Source organism: Paenibacillus sp. RC67 (genome assembly GCF_030020805.1).
GTDB lineage: Bacteria > Bacillota > Bacilli > Paenibacillales > NBRC-103111 > Paenibacillus_S.
This window is the reverse complement of the sequence record NZ_CP125098.1, coordinates 4,457,536-4,478,898: the sequence shown is the minus strand read 5'-3', so window position 1 is coordinate 4,478,898 and position 21,363 is coordinate 4,457,536. Positions and strand designations below refer to the sequence as shown.

Genomic DNA, 21,363 nt, shown 5'->3' with positions numbered 1-21,363 from the left:
GGGCTGCTAATGGAGGGGGACACCATGGAAGTCTTTAGGCAGTTAAAGGAGTTTTACTGGTCAGAGAAAAAGTATTTGTTCGCATCAATTTTCTCACTGATGACCGCAACGGCATTAGGTTTGGTGTATCCGAATCTGCTGCGCTATTTGATTGATGATGTGATTGCGAAACAAAATTTTTCCGTGGTGCCGTACTTAGCGTTACTAGTGGTTGGGGTCGTTAGCTGTAAAGCGCTGTTTCAATTCCTGCATGGAATAAGCAGCGGGAAGCTGGGTAACAAAACTGCATTCAATCTAAGAAATGCGCTGTACAAAAAATTGCAGTATTTGTCGTTTCAGTACTACGATAAAGCCCGCACAGGTGATTTGATGTCTCGTCTAACGGCGGATTTACAAGCGGTGAGGGATTTTGTCGGATTCGGTTTTGTACAAATATTAAACGTTTTCATGATGTTTACTTTCGGAACGATAATGATGATGACTATCAACTGGAAGCTGACGCTGATTACGATGGTATTCATGCCTTTCCTAGTATTTACGGCAATTCGGTTTGAAAGTAAAATTCATCCCGCATTTCGATCGATTCGTAAATCAATGAGTTCTATGACGACTTCGGTTCAGGAAAACATTACAGGTGTCCGTACGGTCAAATCATTTGCGCGTGAGCCTCATGAGATCAATAAGTTTTCGGAACGGAACGAGGATTACAAGGTTAACAACGTAACGACTTCCGGAATTTGGGCGCGTTATTTTCCGCTGATGGAGTTATTTGCCAATATGAGTGTCGTCCTGCTGCTTGGGATTGGCGGTTATATGGTCATTAACAAGTCGATATCTCTTGGTGAACTCGTTGCTTGCTTCAGTTTAATTTGGTACATTATCGGTCCGATGTGGGGAATTGGGTTTCATATTAATAACTTTACCCAATCCAAGGCAGCCGGGGAACGTATTCTCGAAATTTTACATCAATATGTTCATGTAAAGGATAAGGATAATGCCATTCAATTACACTCAGAGCAAGTAAGCGGGCATATTCGCTTCGATAATGTAACGTTCGCTTATACAGATAAGCAGCCTGCCTTGTATGATTTTGAACTGGATGCCCCGGCCGGATCCGTTATAGGCATGCTGGGTGGAACAGGCTCAGGTAAATCTACGGTGATTCAATTGCTGCTTCGCGCTTATAACATCAAGGACGGTCAAATTACGGTGGACGGCCACGATATCCGTGACGTATCGTTAGAAAGCTTGCGCGATCAGATGGCGATCGTGTTCCAGGAAACCTTCCTGTTCTCATCAACGATTCGTAATAATATTGCGTATGGAGTTAAGAATGTATCGACGGATCAGATCATTCACGCCGCGAAGCTGGCGAAAGCCCATGATTTTATTATGGAGCTTCCGTTAGGCTATGACACTATTGTAGGAGAACGCGGACTAGGTCTCTCTGGCGGTCAGAAGCAGCGGATTGCAATTGCCCGAGCACTGCTCAAAAATCCCAAAATTCTTATTCTTGACGATGCAACCAGCGCTGTAGATATGGAGACAGAGCATGAGATACAGCAAGGCTTCCAGGAAGTGATGAAAGGCCGGACGACATTTATTATCGCCCACCGTATATCCTCCTTGCGTCATGCAGATGAAATTCTCGTTCTCGATCAAGGACGTATCGTTCAAAGAGGGTCACACGATCAATTAATGAAGCAGGAAGGTCCTTATTTGGATACATATAACATCCAATTCGCCGATCATCCTGACGAAACAGAAGAAACATTAGCAGCTAATGGCATGCAGTCCGCTCTTGAACCGCAGCAAGCTGTGAACCAGGTGGCAGCAGCAGGACATGTCAAGTTGAGGGGGTACGCACAGTGAGCCAGTCAGCGAAAACGGCGACCGGGAAGGCAAGCCCGACAGGGCAGGAAGGTCAACGTTTTGTATATCAAGACGACGAACAGCTGGATAAGGAATTCGACTGGGTGCAGATCAAGCGGCTCAGTCAGTACATAAAACCTTATTCCAAGCAAATATTACCGGTTATCATAACGATGATGATCGTAGGCGCGCTTACGAAGCTGCTCAATCCGCTTCTTATAGCCTATGCGATTGACCATGCGCTGCGTGAAGGAAATACGAAGCTTTTGCTAATGTGTGTGGGGGGGATGCTCGCCTTATATTTAATCCAATGGGCAGCCAACAACTATCGTATCCGTTACACCAATATGATCGGTCAGAAGGTAATCTATGATCTAAGGCATGACTTGTTCAGTCATGTGCAGAAGCTTTCGTTCAAATTTTTTGATAAATGGCCTGCTGGGTCGATCTTGGTAAGGATTACGAACTATGTAAACTCGCTTCAAGATTTGTTTACAAACGGGGTTGTTAACTTACTTATTGACTGTGTTCAGCTTATCGGAATTATACTTATTCTCTTATTTTATAACTTTAAATTAGGTACGGCCATCATCGTTACAGTTCCGATTATGTTTGTGATTTCTACTAAGCTGCGTGTCCATATCCGACGTTCTTGGCAGGTTGTGCAGACTAAGCAGTCGAGAATTAATGCGCATTTAAACGAATGTATTCAAGGAATCAAGGTGACTCAAGCCTTCACGCAGGAAAAGGAAAATATCGCATTCTTCGACAATATGAACCTTGATAATCATAAGTCATGGAATCGGGCTACCACTTTGAACCAATCGTTCAACCCAATTATTGAGGTAACGGGCGCAGTGGGCTATTGCATTTTATTCTGGTTCGGCGCGCATTTGATTCAACAGGGTGAGATTACGGTTGGTTTGTTGGTTGCCTTCGCTACTTATATCGGTCATTTCTGGGAGCCTATCAATCGTCTTGGACAGATGTATTCGCAGATGCTGATCGCTATGGCATCCTCCGAACGAATATTTGAGTTTATCGATGAAAAGCCGAATGTAGGTGAAGCACACGGGGCTAAAGAACTACCTCGCGTCAAAGGGGATATCGAGCTTAAAAAGGTTGAGTTCGAGTATGAACCGGGAAGACTTGCTTTAAAAGGAATCGACCTCAGTGTCAAAGCTGGTCAATCTATAGCGCTAGTCGGTCATACCGGCTCTGGCAAAAGCACCATCATCAATTTGCTGTGCCGATTTTACGATATTACGAGCGGCTCCATTACGATTGATGGCCACGATATAAGAGATGTCGCGATCTCAAGTCTCCGATCTCAGGTGGGAATTGTGCTTCAAGATACGTTTATTTTCTCGGGTACGATCCGTGACAATATTCGGTTCGGCCGATTGGATGCGACAGATGAGGAGATCGAATTCGTTGCGAAAGCGGTTCGTGCTCATGATTTTATTGTCAATTTGCCTCAAGGCTATGATACCGAGGTACAGGAGCGGGGCAATGTGCTGTCAATGGGTCAAAGGCAATTAATTTCGTTCGCAAGAGCGCTGCTTGCCGACCCGCGTGTTCTTATTCTAGACGAGGCGACAGCAAGCATCGATACGGAGACCGAGCTCAAAATCCAAGAGGCGTTGAAGACGCTTCTTGCTGGCAGAACCTCCTTCATAATCGCCCATAGGTTGTCAACAATCCGTAACGCAGATCATATCGTCGTTCTGGATCACGGCAACATTATGGAGCAGGGAAATCATGAGGAATTGATGAAGCAAAAAGGAATATATCACGGCTTAATCCAAGCACAATATCGCTTTTTACGTGAAGTAGGCTAGAATGGAAGGCACCTCTTGAGGTGCCTTTTTTGTGCTATTTGGAGATAGGAGAGAATAGGATAAGGAGGTGGACATTACAAAACCTGATTTTGGGAGGTACACGTGGATTACATAATAGGCTGGAAAAAGGATAAATGGTTGGTCGTCGGATTAAGTTTTGTGACGGTGCTCGTTGTATTTTTTTCCTCTGCTTATGTCTATATGCTGAACCATATGGTAACCCGCTATCATGTTTTTGTAGGAACGGAAAGAATCGGTGCTGTAGATTCGACGGGGATCGTCCAGGATTGGCTGCTTTGGAAGCAGGAACAGGCCAAGCTCCTCTATCCAAGCGTTCAGGCGGAGCTGTTGATTGGTGACGTTCATTTTATTCAAGAGCGTGAGTATAAGGCTGCCTACGACAATACGCAGGTAATGGAGAGGCTGGAACAAAGAGCGACGATTCGGACAAGCGGCGTTCAGATCCGGATCGACGGCAGCCCCCTCGGTATTTTAAAAGATGAGACAGCCGTAAACGAGCTTTTGGATGGATATAAAAATAAATTTGTAAGTCCTAATTCCTCGGAGCCGTCATCTAGGCTTCAATCCGTGGAGTTTATTCAGCGCGTCGAGTTAGCAAAGCTTGAAATCAAGCCTGAAGAGGTTGGAAACAGCGACGATTTATTGAAATCAATTGAAACGGGAGGCGTACAACCCGTCCATTATACAGTTCAGCGGGGAGACTGTGTATCGTGCATTGCTTACAAATTTCATATCAGTCAAAAAGCGATATACGATAACAATCCTTTTATCAAGAATACGGTTATTCATGTCGGAGACGTGTTGAATTTAACCGTGCTTCAGCCTTTGCTTTCGGTCAAAACCGTAGAAATGCACTCTGAAACGGTTGAATTACCTTATTCTATTGAATATGTTGACGATGCGACTATGAAGGCAGGAAACAAGGAAACGATAACGCCTGGGGAAAATGGAATTATGGAGAAAAGTTATTTAACTACGAAAATTAACGGAGAGCTAACGAGCGAAGCCTTATCCGAAGAAAAAGTCATTCAACCAGCAAAGCAAGCCCTTGTGAAAAAAGGGACGAAGATTATTCCGGGAGAAGGTACCGGCTTATTCGCATGGCCCGTTTACAGGCCTAAGCTAACGAGCGATTTCGGACAGCGGTGGGGCTCGTTTCATCCAGGAATGGATATGGTATCGGAGCAGTCGGCTATAATGGCTTCTGACAGCGGGAAAGTCGTATTTGCAGGATGGAAGACGGGGTATGGGAATTGTATCATTATCGATCATCAAAATGGATACAGCACACTCTATGGGCATCTAAGCAAAATAGGAGTAAACAGCGATGAAGCCGTGCAAAAAGGTGAAAAAATCGGCATTATGGGAAGTACCGGCAATGCTACGGGTGTGCATCTTCATTTTGAAGTACGGAAAGGCGAAGAGCAGCAAAATCCTTTGAAATTTTTGGGGAAGCTGACGGATTAATAAAGAATGCAGGTGCAGATTTCGCCGTGTAATCTGATAATTGCGAAAGAAGTTTGAACCGACAATTTGAAGGATATAATAGGATGTACCGCCGGGATTTGAGCGAAATCACCGGTTTTTTTGCTGTACTCAGATAATCTGGTTCTTGGTACACATTTGCAAATCTTCGCATAAACCGCTACTCTAAAATGAAAGCGACTTAAAATGTCGAATGTTGGTAAAGGGGAGAAGTTGTCTTGCTATCCACTCGATTTTTGTGGCGAACCGTCGGTTTGGCGGCATTGCTGTCCACTTTGCTCTGCGTATTTGGCTTTGCGTATGCGATAAACCAGATTATTTTTCCGAAAAAAGCGGAACAGACGGAAGCTGCAGCCCCTCAAGAGACGGCTAAGCCTAAAGATTCATCGCTCGCTGCTAAGGATAAAATCCAAATCGTAGCATTGGGTGATTCCTTAAGCGCAGGAACCGGTGATTTATCTGGAAGAGGTTACGTTGGACAAACAAAGGAAAAACTCGAGAAACAATTTGGCAAGCCCGTTTTTATTCTTAATAATTTTGCAATTCCAGGGTTTAAAACAAGCGATGTATTAAAGGATATGGCTGCGAAAAAAGATATGGGTACCGCGATTGGCCAGGCGGATCTTGTTCTGCTAACAGCAGGGGGCAATGATTTGTTCGAAGGAGGCCAGGGCATTTTCACGGGACAATCCGATGAAGGCTTTAATCCTAAAGCCGCCTTGGAAAGAATGCCTGAGGCGTTAAAACGGTTGGAGCAAATTTTCGATTCAATTGCAAAGCAAAATCCAAACGCGATTATATGCTACGTTGGGCTGTATCATCCTTTTCTAGATTTAGACGAAAAAAGAGAGGGCTCGCTGCTTATTCAAAAATGGAATCAAGCTGCGTTCGAAATCACAAATAAATATCCTCATATGGTGGTTGTTCCAACGGCGGATTTGTTCGAGTTGAATCTCAACAAATACCTATACACGGATCATTTTCACCCTAATCAAGACGGGTATGAGCGGATAGCCGATCGAATTGTACAAGTTGTCAAATAAAGCGTATAGAAAGAATCACCGGACTATTAGGTAAGGGAGAGAATAGATCCATGAGCAGCCAACTTGAAGTCGTCTTGTCAGTGAATAATGTCAAAAAAACAATCAAAAAGAAGCAGATCATCAAAGGGATATCATTCGAAGTTTTCGCTGGTGAAATATTTGGGTTTCTCGGTCCCAACGGCTCGGGAAAAACGACTACGATCCGCATGCTGGTTGACTTGATAGCGCCGACAGAAGGATCTATCACCATATGCGGGTATGATGTGCACAAGCATCATGACCAAGCACTTCAATACGTCGGCTGTATCGTCGAAAATCCGGAGCTGTATTCCTATTTAAGCGGATGGGAGAACCTGGAGCACTTTGCCAGAATGCTGCCTGGAATCGACGATGAGCGTATTCAAGAGGTTGTTGACATTGTAGCTATGGATGCACGTATTCACGATAAAGTGAAGACGTATTCTCTTGGTATGCGTCAACGGCTTGGGATTGCTCAAGCACTTCTGAATCGCCCGAAATTGCTGATTTTGGACGAGCCTACGAATGGGCTTGACCCTCAAGGGATTAAGGAAATGCGTGAATTTATACAAAAGCTTGCCAAGTCCGGCTTAAGCCTATTCGTATCCAGTCATTTGCTGAGCGAAATTCAACAGATGTGTGATCGGGTTGCGATCATTACCCATGGGGAAGTTATCAAAGTCGGTGCAGTAGAGTCCTTAATTGACGATTCGGCAAGTCGCGTCATTTGGAGGGTAGATCCTGTAGATAAAGCTCTCCAGCTGCTTAAGGCAAAGGATGGCATTGAGGTGCTTGAAGTTGTTCAGAAAGCTGACGATGGGATAGGGGGCAACGAAGCTGCACTTCACGACATTATTACGCAGCTCAATCCGGAAGAGATTCCGGGCTTAACCCGTTCAATGGTGGAAGCAGGTATCCAGTTGTATGGAGTCGAAACGAAGAGCCCTACACTCGAAGATTTATTTTTAAGCTTAACGGAGGGGAAACGTATTGGTTAACGTATATCCGTTGGTGAAGAACGAATGTATCAAAATTATTAAAAAGAAGCGGCTGCTTGTCGTGCTGCTTATTTTGGCCGCTCTTATACCGATGTTTACTTATGCCCAGTTGAAGGTATCCCAGAACAATCTTAAACAGTTCGGCACTACCGATTGGCGTGCGGAGCAAAGGCAGAAGATTGTTGATTATACGAGAAGCATCGGTAGTGCGCGCGTTCCAGAGGAGTGGAAGCAGTTCCGCCGCGTCGAAGTGATGCTCGCTCAATATTACTTGGATAAAGATGTGAATCCAGCCGCTCCAAACGGGGTAACCTTTACAAGAGAATTCATCAAAAACGCGGTAGGTTTGTTCATTCCACTTATGGTCATGGTGATTGCATCGGACCTGGTTTCTTCCGAACATTCGACAGGTACGATAAAGCTTCTCTTGACAAGGCCCGTCGGAAGGTGGAAAATCTTGCTGAGTAAGCTGATCAGCCTAATCTTATTTACATCATTGATTGTAATCTGTACCGCGCTGCTTTGTTATTTAATTTCCGGCGTTGTTTTTGGTTATGGTGGATGGGATATGCCTGTGTTCTTCGGGTTCAAGATTGTCGGCTCCGAAGTCGATACTTCCTTCGTTCGACCTGTGGATCAGTGGCTGTACTTAATCATGGAATTCGGCTTGGTATGGTTTGCCGCGATTATCGTTGCCGTGATGTCCTTGATGGTTTCCGTGCTAGTTCGCAGCACTGCTGCTGGAATGGGACTTATGCTGGCCGTTCTAATATCCGGTACCATCTTGACAAATATGGTATCCTCTTGGGAGACGGCAAAATATTTATTCATGGTTAACTTACGATTGACCGACTATTTAACAGGCAGCTTGCCGCCGATAAAGGGAATGGATTTACCGTTTTCTTTAACAGTTTTGACCGTTTGGGGAATCGTATCTATTATCGTCTCCTTTACGGTTTTCACGAAAAAAGATATATTGAACTAACTTAATGAGATGTTATAATGCACAATAGAACTAGAGCTTCAGTAGTAAAGGGGGGCTTCGATGACGGAACAGGTAGATTTGATTACCAACACAACCACCGAGCGTTCGGATTACGGCGCTGACGATATACAAGTACTTGAAGGACTTGTTGCGGTTCGCAAAAGACCCGGAATGTACATAGGCAGCACAAGCACATCGGGACTGCATCATTTGATATGGGAAATTGTGGATAATGCGGTCGATGAGCATTTGGCCAAATTTTGTAGTAAAATCGATGTCACTATTCATAAAGATCAATCGATTACCGTACAGGATAATGGACGCGGTATTCCTACGGGAATGCACAAAACCGGTATTCCAACACCTCAAGTGGTGTTTACGATTCTTCATGCCGGAGGGAAATTCGGCGGTGGAGGGTACAAGAAATCCGGTGGATTGCACGGCGTTGGTGCTTCAGTTACGAACGCGTTGTCCGAATGGCTGGAAGTCATCATTTACCGGGAAGGTAAAACACACCGTCAACGTTTCGAGTATTGGGTAGATGATAAAGGAATCGAGCATGTTGGGGAGCCGACAACTGGTCTGGAAGTCATTGGAAATACTAGACAAACAGGAACTAAAGTTACATTTAAACCTGACAAAAGAGTGTTTCAGGGTGGAACGGCTGTTAACTACGACACGCTGCTGGAGCGCTTACAAGAGATTGCTTTCTTAAACTCCGGACTTCAGGTGACGATTAAGGACGAGCGCTCAGACAAGCAAGAAACGTTTCAGTATGAAGGTGGAGCCAGACAATTCGTTCAATTTTTGAATGAAGAGAAAAACGTTCTGCATGAAGTGATCCATTTTTATGCGGAGAAAGACGATATTGAAGTTGAAGTTGCCCTGCAATATAACGATGGTTATACGGAAACGATCGTCTCATTCGTTAACTCCATTCCGACCCGTGGCGGCGGTACCCATGAGACGGGCTTCAAAACGGCGTACACTCGCGCAATGAATGATTATGCTAGAAAAACAGGGATTTTGAAGGAAAAAGAAAAAAATCTGGACGGTCAAGATTTACGTGAAGGCATGATGACCGTTATCAATATCAAGATGGGCGAAGTGGAATTCGTCGGACAGACGAAGGACCAACTCGGCAGCGCCTCTGCTCGTAGCGTAGTTGATTCGATCGTCTCGGACAAAATGGCTGTTTTCCTTGAGGAAAATCCCCAAGTAGCACAAATGATCATGAAAAAGGCAGTCCAATCCGCTAGAGCGAGGGAAGCGGCGCGTAAAGCCCGCGAGGAAATTCGCAGTGGTAAAAAGGGAAGAAGTGAAAGCTCCAATCTAGGTGGCAAACTCACCCCCGCACAGTCCAAGGATTATACCCGCAACGAGCTGTTTATTGTGGAAGGTGACTCGGCAGGCGGTTCTGCTAAGCAGGGGCGGGATTCCAAGCACCAAGCAATCTTGCCTTTGAAAGGTAAGCCGATGAATCCGGAGAAGGCCAAGCTTCTGGATATTATGAAGAATGATGAATATAAAGCGATCATTGCCACTATTGGGGCTGGAGTAGGGCCGGAATTTGACGCATCGGAAAGTAATTATGCGAAGATCATTATTATGACGGATGCGGATACGGATGGCGCTCATATTCAAGTATTGCTGCTTACTTTCTTCTATCGTTATATGAAGCCGTTAATTGATTCGGGTAAAGTATTTATAGCCCAACCACCGCTATATAAGCTTTCGAAAAAGTCAGGAAAGAACTCGACCATTCGCTACGCTTGGACAGATGAGCAGCTCCAGACGCTCACCAAGGAGATGGGCAAGAATTTCGAGCTTCAGCGTTATAAAGGATTAGGTGAAATGAACCCGGACCAATTGTGGGAAACAACGATGGACCCGGCTACCCGCACACTGCTGCAGGTACAGATTGAGGACGCGGCTAAAGCGGAACGGCGCGTTTCGACGCTCATGGGAGAGAAAGTAGACCCGCGTAAGCGTTGGATTGTTGAGAATGTCAACTTTACCGAGTTCGAGGAGTAGGTGAATCGTGACCATATTAGAAAAATTTTTACCCGCTTATTTGGAAGAAGTAGTAGGAGACCGATTCGGTCGCTACTCTAAATATATTATTCAGGACCGCGCGATTCCCGATGTGCGGGACGGCTTGAAGCCGGTGCAGCGCCGTATTTTGTATGCTATGTATGATTCGGGCAACACACCGGATAAACCTTACCGGAAATCGGCTAAGACTGTCGGTGACGTGATGGGTAACTATCATCCACATGGTGACGCTCCTATCTACGAAGGAATGGTACGGATGGCGCAGCATTGGAAAATGGGCCATATGCTGGTTGACGGCCACGGTAACTGGGGATCGATCGATGACGATCCTCCGGCTGCTATGCGTTATACCGAAGCCCGCCTATCGGAAATCGCGATGGAGTTATTGCGAGATATTGAGAAACGCACCGTGCTGTTCAAAGATAACTTCGATAATACGACGAAGGAGCCCGTGGTGCTGCCTGCGCGTTATCCGAATTTGCTCGTAAACGGCGTAAGCGGGATTTCATCCGGTTTTGCAACGGAAATCCCCCCTCATAACCTTCGTGAGGTTATCGACGCATGTATAGCCATGATGGATCGTCCCGACATCGAGTTAGACGACCTAATGCAGATTATGAAAGGACCGGATTTCCCTACAGGAGGCATTATTATGGGCTCTGAAGGAATCCGTGAGGCTTTCGGATCAGGGAAAGGTCGAATTTATCTCAGATCGCGTACAGAGATCGAAACGATGCGTGGAGGCGTTCAACAGATCGTCATTACGGAAATTCCTTATCAAGTGGTTAAGTCAAGACTTGTCACTGCGATGGAAAATATTCGTTTGGAGAAAAAGATCGAAGGCATATCGGTTGTAAGGGACGAGAGCGGACGCAATGGTTTGCGTATCGTTGTGGAATTGAAAAAAGATGCCGATGCTCAAGGCATATTGGCTTACTTATTCAAGAAGACGGATCTCCAGGTCACTTATAACTTTAATATGGTGGCCATCGTAAATAAAACGCCGAAACAGATGGGTGTAAAAGAAATTTTGCGCGCCTACATCGAGCATCAGAAGGAAGTGGTTACTCATCGCTCCCAGTATGAGCTGGAAAAGGCAGAGGATAGAGCCCATGTACTCGAAGGCTTGGCCAAAGCTCTTAACATATTGGATGAAGTTATCGCATGCATTAAAGCATCCAAGAACCGTCAAGACGCTCAAAATAATTTGGTTGCCCAGTTCGGTTTTACCGAACGTCAGGCAGATTCGATACTCACTTTGCAGCTGTATCGTTTGACCAATCTGGAGATTCATTCTATCGAGAAGGAATTGAATGATGTCCAAAAAACAATCGCTTATTTGCGTGGAATATTAAGCAGCGAGAAGAAGCTTATGTCGGTCATCAAGGAAGAAATGACTGGAATTCGTAATAAATACGGCATAGATCGCCGTTCGGACATTCAGAATGAGGTCGAAGAGCTGAAGGTTAACCTAGAGGTTATGGTTTCAGCTGAGGACGTCTTTGTCACCTTGTCCAATGAGGGATATATCAAGCGGACAAGCAAGCTGTCTTTTACCCGCTCGGGTGGGGAATTAGAGAAGACCGGCTTGAAGGAAGGCGATTATATTCGTCACCTTCTAGAAGTAAATACACTGGATAACCTGCTTATCTTTACGCAAAAAGGCCAGTACTATCTGCTTCCTGTTCATCAGGTGCCTGAATATAAGTGGAAAGAAAACGGGACGGCTATCGTGAACGTCATTCCGACACCAAAAGATGACCGTATTGTTAATGTGATACCGGTACGCGACTTTGAGGAGCCAGGCAAATCGCTTGTGTTTGTGAGCAAGAGAGGGCAAGTGAAGCGTACAGAGCTGAAGGATTACATGACCAATCGTTCCATTGGTATTGTGGCGAGTAAAGTTGGCGAGAATGACGCCATTCTCGATGTTCAGCTTAGCACGAATGACAAAGATATCTTGCTTGTAACTAAGCAAGGGATGGCGATCCGATTCAAAGAGGATGAGGTGAACCCGATGGGTCGCGCCGCGGCCGGGGTTCGCGGAATTCAATTAAAGGATGATGATGAAGTCATCAGCGCTGAGTGGATTGACGGGGAAGAGGGCGAACTGCTTGTCGTCACGGATCTAGGCTACGCCAAGCGTTCACTAATTTTGGACTACCCGGTTCAAGGCAGAGGCGGCAAAGGAATCATCACGTTTGAATTCAAAGACGGAAAACGTGTTAAGCCTAACGGTTCCGCACTTGTGAAGGCTTATGCCGTAAAAGAGGAAATATTGATTACCGCTGTTTTACAAAGCGGAGAACGTGTATCCTTCTCGTCGGAAAGCACACCTATTGAACAGCGCAAATCAACCGGAAAACAAGCGGTTGCTATATCTAAAACGGATCTGATTACAGACTTGCTCAAGGTCGATTAATCGTAGCTGCTATAGTCGGATTCCATTCGCTCCATACATTTTAAGATTAGTTCCAGTACGACCCACACAGGCATCGGTTCATCCAATTTGCCAAGCCATTGTGGGTCGTTTATTATTCCTTTCTCCAATGCCTTTTCTCCGATTAATTGTTTCCATGCTTCCATCTGGAATCACTCCTTCGCATGAAATGACAAGCTCCGCTTATAGTCAAAAGCCCATGTAGCAATATATGTTGAATAGGGTCTAATGTTCCTGATTTTTATCGTTTAATGTCTTAAAGTATTTATGCTGTTAACCTTTAAATGGGATGAATACAATGGTATAATAAGGATAACAGCAAGAAAGATTCGGATGAATCATAGCAGAGTACGCAGCAAATGAGAATGATATTAAAAGTATAGTAGATGCAGGAGTGATGATCAGTGATTACTCAGGAATTTGCTAAGTTGTGGTGGAAGCTGTCTAAGGATTTGCGCAGCCACATGGAAACCGAGCTTTCTCCTACATTGACGGAAGGACAACTAACGGTACTTGAGCTTTTGTCAGGACATGAGAAGATGAAACCGTCGGATTTCATTGAATTTTTGGATACAACACCGGCGGCCATTACGACTTTACTGGACCGGATGGAAAAAGCCGGATTAATATCTAGAGAACGCGACGGCAAGGACAGACGCATCGTTTGGGTACAAGTAACGGATAAAGGAAATGAGGAATGCGAGCGCGGTGTCGTTATCCGTGAACGTTTTCTGCAAAACTACTTAAGCCGCATATCTGCTCATAATCAACAACTGCTGGTGTATTTACTGGGTAAAGTTGCAAATGCCTAGTTGCGAGTTGATGAAATAAAGGTTATTATAATCTTAATTTAAACTATGTGTAACTGGCGGAACATGGGGAACCATGAGGGAGCACATAGGTAGGTTTAGCCGTACGCCTGGGCAAAGGTAAGAGGGAAGTTCCCTCTTGCCTTTTTGCGTTCTATTCTAACAACCGAAAGGATGATCGGCAAATGAGCATGATTTTGGATGGAGCAAGCGTAGCAGCACGTATTAAAGAGAAGTTGGGACCAAGAATTCAGAAGCTAATAGCTGGCAACGTCACCCCTTGTCTAGCTACGATTCTAGTAGGAGCCGATTCGTCGTCTGAGACGTATGTACGCATGAAAGGTAACGCCTGCAGGAAACTAGGGATGGAATCCAGACGTATTCATTTGGATGAAAGTACAACTACGGAGCAGTTAGTGGATGAGATTCGTAAATTGAACGATGACGCTACGGTTCATGGTATTTTGCTGCAGCATCCGGTGCCTCATCATATCGATGAGCGTGCGGCTTTCGAGGCTATCAGTATTGATAAGGATGTAGATGGCGTTACAACACTAGGTTTTGCGCAAACGGCATTCGGGTTCGGGTTATATCCTTCTTGTACGCCAGCCGCAATTATGACTATCCTGGATGCTTATAACCTTCCAATCGAAGGCAAGCATGCGGTTGTCATTGGACGGAGTCCGATCTTGGGCAAACCGGTTTCACTAATGCTGCTAAATCGTAATGCTACGGTAACGATATGCCACTCGAAGACGGAGCGTTTGGACGAAATCGTAAAATCTGCGGATATCGTTGTTGCAGCGGTAGGAAAACCGAAATTTGTTCAAGGCGATTGGATCAAACCGGGTGCCGTCGTAATGGACGCAGGCTACAACAAAGGAAATGTGGGTGACGTCGATTACGATGCCTGCTTGCTTAATGCTGGTGCTATCACTCCAGTACCTGCCGGAGTCGGTCCTGTGACGATTGCTATGCTGCTTAAACATACGGTAGATGCTGCCGAGAGAATGTGTTCCAAGTAATTTTTTGATAAAGGGCTCTCCCAGAAACCATGAAAATGGTTATGGGTGAGCCTTTTTTTATGAAGGCTCCGCAATTCACTTAATCTGTTATAGACATAGCCTTTTTTAACCTATGTCTATGCTAAACCTTATGGAAAAAGTTATAATAAACAGGATTCGACAGAACGGTATCGTCATTGCAGCTTTAGGAAGGAGTATTAAGTGAACCAATATTCGTTATTAGAGATACAAGAGCTTACAAAAAATATAGTTCAACAGGAAGAACGGAAATGTTTATTTTCTGGAGTGAATGGTCGTATTACGGAGCCAACGATTATCTCCCTGCTTGGGTTGTCAGGTCAAGGGAAGAGCACTTTATTACGTATCATTGGGATGCTGGATGCAGCTGATGAAGGAACGATTCAATATGAAGGACGCCATTCAACGGAGTGGAGCCCGCAAGCTTGGCGTAAAAAAGTATGCTACGTTGCTCAGCATGCGGTTATGCTGGAAGGATCAGTAGAGCATAATTTGCAGACGGTTAGCCTTTTGCATCGCCAGCCCTTTAATCAACCCCTTGCGGAACAATTGCTTAGCGATGTTGGATTGGACTATTTGGATTGGAGCAAGAAGGCGTCAGATTTATCAGGTGGTGAGAAGCAGAGAGTCGCTCTTGTCCGTTCATTGCTTTTACAACCGCAAATTCTTTTGTTGGACGAAATTACAGCTTCATTGGATATGCATAGCAAACAGGCAGTAGAACAGCTGCTGAAAGCGTGGCACAACAAGGAAGGAACCTCGATGATATGGGTAACGCATGATTTGGAGCAAGCTCGTTTAACCAGTCATCGCGTTTGGTTCATGGCGAATCATACTCTGTTGGAGAATAATTCGACGGAAGCCTTTTTCGAGTGTCCGGAATCGGAACTTGGGCGGCAGTTTTTACAAGTTACGAAGGGCAGTGAAGATAGAGCATGAATAATGTAGCGTTAAGTTTTACTCTTGTGTTTATAGGCATTACAATCCTTATTTCCATGTGGCAAAAGCTAGGCTTGGGCAAAGAAATAGCAATAGGTACCGTTCGTTCAGCCGTTCAATTACTTTTGATAGGCTATGTACTGCAATTTGTATTTAATGCTCAACAAACAAGCTTTCTAGTTCTTATCCTTTGTATGATGATTGTAGTAGCTTCATGGAATGCAGGATCGAGAGGGAAGGGGCTTTCAGGTATTCGATGGCGAATCGCACTTGCGATTACAACAACGGAATGTATGACCATGGGGCTTCTGCTAGGGTTAGGAATTATTGAGAAGACTCCCCAATACATCATACCAATGAGCGGGATAACCATCGGAAGTGCTATGGTTGTTTCTGGCTTGTTCATTAACCAAATGAAGCGGGAGGTTCAAGCTTCCAAGGGAGAAATTGAAGTGCTTTTATCTCTCGGAGCGACGGCGCGGCAAGCGATTCATGAACCATTGAAGCGATCCGTCAAATCCAGCATGATTCCTACAATAGATGGAATGAAAACGGTAGGTTTGGTACAACTGCCCGGGATGATGACAGGGATGATAGTCGCAGGTGCTAATCCGGTCGAGGCTGTAAAGTATCAGATTCTAATCATGTTTACTCTAGTATCGTCAGCTGCTCTAACTAGCATTATATTAAGTCTGGTAAGTTATAAACTCTGGTTTACAAAAGATGATAGACTTCGCTCAGTTTGAGTGAAAAGAGAGTTATAGAATAAAATATATAGAACCGAGAGAATATCATAATAATAGAAAAGACCTGGCTTAGCGGCCAGGTCTTTTCATAATCCTTCTTATTGAAATCTATCGTTCCACAAAAACCAAGGGTAAGCCTTTGGAGGCTGCGAATGAAAGCTTAATGTTTCTTTCGTCGTAGGATGCTCGAAGCTGAGCTCCGTAGACCAGAGAGCGATTTGCTGTCCCGGCTTCGTTAAATGAGCGCCGTAACGCTGATCTCCAACTAGCGGGCATCCAATGGTAGAAAATTGAACCCTTATCTGGTGGGGGCGTCCGGTATGCAGCTCCACTCGAACTAGAGACAGTCCTTCGATATGATCGACGACTTGGTAGTCGAGTACTGCTTCTTTAGCCCCTGTTTTATTGGCAGGAACTACGGAAACCATGTTGGTTTTGGAGTCTTTAAGCAAGTAGTGGGTCAAAGTTCCTTGAGGCTGCTTCGGTTTGCCGTTCACAACTGCCGTATATACTTTGCGTATGGAACGGGTTCGAACTGCGTCGGATAAACGTGAAGCCGCTTTTGAGGTTTTGGCAAATACCATGACCCCTCCCACAGGTCGATCTAATCGATGCACGAGTCCCAAGTAGACGTTGCCGGGCTTTTGGTGCCGATGCTTCAAGTCCTGCTTGATCATCGTGAGCAAATCCGGATCATGCGAATCATCTTCTTGTGTAGGGACGTTCACCGGTTTGACGACAACAATGACATGATTATCCTCATACAATACTGGAATGGAAGGAATAGAGGCTTGCGCCATCTGTTAAGCCTCCCAACGTCCCAGTATGCCGCAAGGAAGCATCAGCTTGGAATTCGTGATCGGCAATCCGATTTCACCGCAAGTAATATTCCCTCCATAAGATCTACCCATGGACATAGCCAAAATATTTTTCAGTACGGTTGCCGAAATTCCTGTTGTATACGAATTGATAAGCATAAATAACGGCTTGTCCGACATAATTTGCATGCAGGACTCGACAAATGGGTACAGGTTGGTCTCCAGCTTCCACGTTTCACCGTTAGGACCGCGGCCATAGGACGGAGGGTCCATGATGATCGCATCGTATTTACTTCCGCGGCGCTGTTCGCGTTGCACGAACTTAAAGACATCGTCCGTAATGAAACGAACAGGGCGCTCACCAAGCCCGGACAGCTGCAAGTTATCTTTGGCCCATTGAACTACGCCTTTAGATGCATCAACGTGAACTACCTCAGCTCCGGCATAAGCGCAGGCTACACTTGCACCTCCAGTATAGGCAAATAGATTCAGTACGCGAATTTTACGGCCAGATCCTTGAATCTTATCGATCATCCATTTCCAGTTCGCTGCTTGTTCCGGGAATAGGCCGGTATGCTTAAAGCTTGTAGGTTTGATATGAAATGACAATTTATCGTAGGAGATGGTCCAACGTTCCGGAATATCCCGCTTATTCTCCCATTGGCCGCCGCCGCTGGTGCTTCTATGATAGTGAGCATCAGCATTTCTCCATTGGCCTGTCTCCTTGCCGATCGGCCAAATGATTTGCGGGTCAGGCCGCCGAAGCACGATGCTTCCCCAACGCTCCAGTTTCTCTCCGTCGCCCGTATCGATTAATTCATAATCTTTCCAATCGTGTGCTGCAAACATGACGTTACCTTCCTTCTATGGTTCTACCCATGTATATCTAATCAATTGATCCTACCACATTTTACACTAATTGCTTGCACAATGCCATGCGGAAAAGGCCGGGGAATATCCCCGGCCTTTCACCAATATTATTTTATTTAGGCAAATCGACTTTTTTGATGAGGGCTGGAAGCTCTTTTGTCATAAATTGGTTATAATTAGTATGGATTAAGCTATTTTTAAACGTTTCCTTGACTTCCTCGTAAGGAATGAAGCTTCTCGACTCGACACGAATAATATGGTATCCATATTCGGTTTCTACAGGCTCACTGATTTTGTTGAGCTCCAGAGAAATCGTCGCTTTCTTGAATGCATCAGTCCATTTAACAACAGGTGTGTCGGTGTACAAGCCGCCGTTATTACTGGAGCCCGGATCTTCGGAATACTGTTTGGCTAATACAGCGAAATCCTCACCGTTCTTCAACTTATCTTGTACTTCTTTCACTTTTTTATCGATTGCATCTTTGGAACGTGCCTGCCCTTTATCATCCTCTTTCATGATGAGAATATGGCGTACCGATGCGGTGATCACATTTTCGTCATTACTGCTTACTTTCTTGTCATAATCTGCTTTGATAGTTGTTTCGTCGGCAGTCGATTCGAACCACGTCTGGGCAGCCACGATGTTTTGCACGAAATCCCGCATATCGTTCTGAGTGATTCCTTGTTTGTTCATTTCTGCAGCGTGAGCGTCCAAAAACGCTTGTGCTTCATCGATTTGCTCCTCAGCGGATTCGGCTGCTGATGCTCGCAGTTCTTTACTTAATTTGCTGTCGATGATACGAGATGCGATAATTTGGTTAATAACATATTGTTTGAATGCATTGTCAGGTTCTTTGCCAGCATATTGTTGATCGGTCATACGCAGAATGGATGCGAATTTCTCGTAATCGCCACGGGTTACTTGACCGCCTTCATAGGTAGCTACTACAGCAGCCATATCGATTTTTTTACCGATCCATGCCGTTTGGGTATCGCCGTCCCATTGTACTTCCTTGCCCAAGGCTTCGCTGACAAATCGGAGAGGTACATAAGTAGTTCCGTTATAGATAAACCCTTGACCCTGTTCTTCGGTCGGTGTTTTCACGATTCCGTCAAACATATATTTGATGTTCTGAAAATATACTTCAATCTGTGATCCGCTGGCATAGGCGACAGATCCTGTCAGCATAACGCCTAGGGATAGTCCAAGCACGAGCCCTTTCAACTTGTCATTCATTGGGGGTAATTCATCCTCTCTTTTTCTGGTTCCATGTTTTTGTCCAATAGAAGGTATTCAAGCTGAAGAGGCGATTTCCTGCCTACAGATGAAAAATAAGCATGTTTTCAGAATTGCTGTAGAATTTGCAAAATACGTAAAGGAATTTGCAGCCCGATGTAGTATTTGATTAATAGAGGCCGCAAAATTGAACAAAAAGGGGATGTATGACCTATGATGAGCGTAATCCCCGGTCCGGAAGATCTTTACCTGTTTCATGAGGGGAGCTTATTCCGCAGTTACCGGGTACTGGGAGCGCATTTTACGGAACATGAAGGCACCCTTGGCGTTCGGTTTACCGTCTGGGCACCGCATGCCCGTGAAATCCGAGTTATTGGGGATTTTAACTTCTGGAACGGAAGCAATCATGTACTTCATAAGGTTAGCACCTGGGGAGTATGGAGCTTGTTTATTCCGGGAGTCAGGGAAGGCGAGTACTACAAGTACGAAATCGTAACCGCACAAGGCACATTAGTGTGGAAGGCGGACCCGTATGCTTTTTACTCTGAGCTTAAACCGGGAACGGCCTCACGTGTAACATCGTTAGAAGGCTACGAATGGCATGACCAGGAGTGGCGGCTTCAGCAGCAATCGCCTTATACAAGCCCGATGAACATCTATGAAGTTCATATGGGCACTTGGAAAAAGAAGGCTGAGGATCAGTACTACACATACAGGGAGCTTGCCGACGAGCTGGTAGATTATGTCGTTCATATGGGATATACCCATATTGAGCTGCTTCCGCTGTCCGAGCATCCGTATGATCGTTCCTGGGGTTATCAGGCAACAGGATATTTTTCGGTGACTAGCCGTTTCGGAACACCCAAGGACTTCATGTATTTTGTGGACCGTTGTCATCAGTTCGGTATCGGCGTCATTATGGATTGGGTTCCTGGACATTTTGTCAAAGATGATCATGGACTGCGCCACTTTGACGGCCAGCCGCTGTACGAGCACAAGGATCCAGCACGGGCAGAGAAACCGCAGTGGGGGACGATGGCGTTCGATTTTTCCAAGCCTGAAGTCGTCAGCTTTCTCATCTCCAACGCATTGTTCTGGATGGATATGTTCCATATTGATGGCTTGCGTGTAGATGCAGTAGCTAGTCTCTTGTACTTGAATTTCGGAAAGCCACGGGAGCAGTGGGTTAAGAACGAGCAAGGCGGGGATGAAAACCTGGAGGCAATAGCTTTTTTGAAAAAGCTTAACCAGACGGTGTTCGCACACTACCCTAACGCGCTCATGATGGCTGAGGATTCTAGTGATTGGCCGCTTGTAACGGCGCCTGTTCATTCTGGAGGTCTTGGATTTAACTACAAATGGAATATGGGCTGGATGAACGATATGCTCCGTTATATGGAGACCGACCCTTATTTCCGTAAAGGCAAGCATAACCTGCTTACTTTTTCTTTTATGTATACTTACTCCGAAAATTACGTGCTGCCTCTGTCGCATGATGAGGTCGTTCACGGCAAAAAATCGCTTCTCAACAAAATGCCCGGTGATTACTGGCAAAAATTCGCTAACTTACGGGTGCTGCTCGGTTATATGATGGCACATCCCGGTAAAAAGCTGCTGTTCATGGGCGGTGAATTCGGTCAGTTTGACGAATGGAAGGATCTCGAAGATTTGGATTGGGAGATGCTCACCTATGACAGTCACCGCAGTATGCATCAATATGTCCACGATTTAAACCACCTTTATTTGCAGGAGAAGTCCCTTTGGGAGCTTGACCATAGGCCCGAAGGCTTTACTTGGATTGATCCGCATGATCGCAACCAGAGTATCGTCACCTTTATCAGACAATCAAACGACCCAGATGATTTCTTAATTGCAGTATGCAACTTTACACCGGTAACTCACGCACGATACCGAATCGGCGTTCCGCATGCAGGAGAATATAGGGAGTTATTTAACAGTGATACCCCTGTCTATGGCGGGTCTGGGCAGTTGAATACGGGCAAGCTGAAAACCGATAAGATGGCATGGCATTCGCAGCCGTTCAGCTTGCATATTACGATTCCACCGTTAGCAACCGTCTTAATAAAGCCCGTCAAGATTCGACGTAAAGCAACCACTGGTAAAAGAGAAAGGGGATAGGTTG

At 45.3% G+C, this 21,363-nt stretch carries 17 protein-coding genes and 1 riboswitch; of the genes, 13 read left to right on the top strand and 4 right to left on the bottom strand.

The window, feature by feature from the left end; all coding sequences use genetic code 11:
* Positions 1-24 precede the first annotated feature (24 nt).
* From QMA13_RS20405 to gyrA, 8 genes are all read left to right on the top strand, one after another.
* Entirely contained in the window at positions 25-1,872 is a 1,848-nt protein-coding gene (locus tag QMA13_RS20405; RefSeq protein WP_282935587.1) for an ABC transporter ATP-binding protein, read from the top strand.
* A complete protein-coding gene (locus QMA13_RS20400) occupies positions 1,869-3,713 on the top strand; it encodes an ABC transporter ATP-binding protein (protein WP_282935586.1) in 1,845 nt (614 codons plus the stop codon). Before QMA13_RS20405 ends, QMA13_RS20400 begins: the two co-directional genes overlap by 4 nt.
* Before the next feature lie 102 nt (positions 3,714-3,815).
* The gene (locus QMA13_RS20395) at positions 3,816-5,201 is read left to right on the top strand and encodes a M23 family metallopeptidase (protein ID WP_282935585.1); all 1,386 of its coding nucleotides are present in this window, start codon (positions 3,816-3,818) and stop codon (positions 5,199-5,201) included.
* Between the two features lie 236 nt (positions 5,202-5,437).
* Positions 5,438-6,262, top strand: a complete 825-nt coding sequence (locus QMA13_RS20390) for a GDSL-type esterase/lipase family protein (protein WP_282935584.1) — start codon at positions 5,438-5,440, stop codon at positions 6,260-6,262.
* Positions 6,263-6,312: 50 nt separating this feature from the next.
* The gene (locus tag QMA13_RS20385; protein ID WP_282935583.1) at positions 6,313-7,278 is read left to right on the top strand and encodes an ABC transporter ATP-binding protein; all 966 of its coding nucleotides are present in this window, start codon (positions 6,313-6,315) and stop codon (positions 7,276-7,278) included.
* Complete coding sequence (locus QMA13_RS20380; RefSeq protein ID WP_282935582.1) at positions 7,271-8,263, top strand: ABC transporter permease; 993 nt, start codon at positions 7,271-7,273, stop codon at positions 8,261-8,263. The genes QMA13_RS20385 and QMA13_RS20380 overlap by 8 nt, the downstream gene beginning before the upstream one ends.
* Positions 8,264-8,323: 60 nt before the next feature.
* Entirely contained in the window at positions 8,324-10,297 is a 1,974-nt protein-coding gene (parE, locus tag QMA13_RS20375; RefSeq protein ID WP_282935581.1) for a DNA topoisomerase IV subunit B, read from the top strand.
* A 7-nt stretch (positions 10,298-10,304) separates the two neighbouring features.
* Positions 10,305-12,740, top strand: coding sequence for a DNA gyrase subunit A (gyrA, locus tag QMA13_RS20370; RefSeq protein ID WP_282935580.1), 2,436 nt, complete (start codon positions 10,305-10,307; stop codon positions 12,738-12,740).
* Here gyrA and QMA13_RS20365 read toward each other — a convergent pair.
* Complete coding sequence (locus QMA13_RS20365; protein WP_282935579.1) at positions 12,737-12,904, bottom strand: hypothetical protein; 168 nt, start codon at positions 12,902-12,904, stop codon at positions 12,737-12,739. The two genes, gyrA and QMA13_RS20365, sit on opposite strands and share 4 nt — an antisense overlap.
* A 258-nt stretch (positions 12,905-13,162) precedes the next feature.
* Here QMA13_RS20365 and QMA13_RS20360 point away from each other — a divergent pair, with 258 nt between their 5' ends.
* The 4 genes from QMA13_RS20360 to QMA13_RS20345 all read left to right on the top strand — a co-directional run bounded on the left by QMA13_RS20360 (position 13,163) and on the right by QMA13_RS20345 (position 16,295).
* Positions 13,163-13,570 carry a MarR family winged helix-turn-helix transcriptional regulator gene (locus QMA13_RS20360; protein ID WP_282935578.1) on the top strand — a complete coding sequence of 136 codons (408 nt, stop codon included), beginning with the start codon at positions 13,163-13,165 and terminating at the stop codon, positions 13,568-13,570.
* A 39-nt stretch (positions 13,571-13,609) separates the two neighbouring features.
* Positions 13,610-13,690, top strand: a riboswitch (ZMP/ZTP riboswitch).
* 62 nt (positions 13,691-13,752) lie between these two features.
* Positions 13,753-14,592 (top strand): bifunctional 5,10-methylenetetrahydrofolate dehydrogenase/5,10-methenyltetrahydrofolate cyclohydrolase, encoded by an 840-nt coding sequence (locus QMA13_RS20355; protein WP_282935577.1) that lies wholly within the window; start codon positions 13,753-13,755, stop codon positions 14,590-14,592.
* Positions 14,593-14,793: 201 nt separating this feature from the next.
* Complete coding sequence (locus QMA13_RS20350) at positions 14,794-15,549, top strand: ABC transporter ATP-binding protein (protein ID WP_481857998.1); 756 nt, start codon at positions 14,794-14,796, stop codon at positions 15,547-15,549.
* Positions 15,546-16,295 (top strand): ABC transporter permease, encoded by a 750-nt coding sequence (locus QMA13_RS20345; RefSeq protein WP_282935575.1) that lies wholly within the window; start codon positions 15,546-15,548, stop codon positions 16,293-16,295. Before QMA13_RS20350 ends, QMA13_RS20345 begins: the two co-directional genes overlap by 4 nt.
* A gap of 98 nt (positions 16,296-16,393) precedes the next feature.
* Here QMA13_RS20345 and QMA13_RS20340 read toward each other — a convergent pair whose 3' ends face one another.
* From QMA13_RS20340 to QMA13_RS20330, 3 genes are all read right to left on the bottom strand, one after another.
* Entirely contained in the window at positions 16,394-17,095 is a 702-nt protein-coding gene (locus QMA13_RS20340) for an RluA family pseudouridine synthase (RefSeq protein ID WP_282935574.1), read from the bottom strand.
* A gap of 3 nt (positions 17,096-17,098) precedes the next feature.
* On the bottom strand, positions 17,099-17,962 hold the full coding sequence (locus QMA13_RS20335; RefSeq protein ID WP_282935573.1) for a class I SAM-dependent methyltransferase: 864 nt from the start codon (positions 17,960-17,962) through the stop codon (positions 17,099-17,101).
* A gap of 133 nt (positions 17,963-18,095) precedes the next feature.
* On the bottom strand, positions 18,096-19,220 hold the full coding sequence (locus QMA13_RS20330) for a peptidylprolyl isomerase (protein WP_282935572.1): 1,125 nt from the start codon (positions 19,218-19,220) through the stop codon (positions 18,096-18,098).
* 213 nt (positions 19,221-19,433) lie between these two features.
* On the opposite strand from QMA13_RS20330, the gene glgB reads away from it, so the two are divergent.
* Entirely contained in the window at positions 19,434-21,359 is a 1,926-nt protein-coding gene (glgB, locus tag QMA13_RS20325) for a 1,4-alpha-glucan branching protein GlgB (RefSeq protein ID WP_282935571.1), read from the top strand.
* Positions 21,360-21,363: the final 4 nt, after the last annotated feature.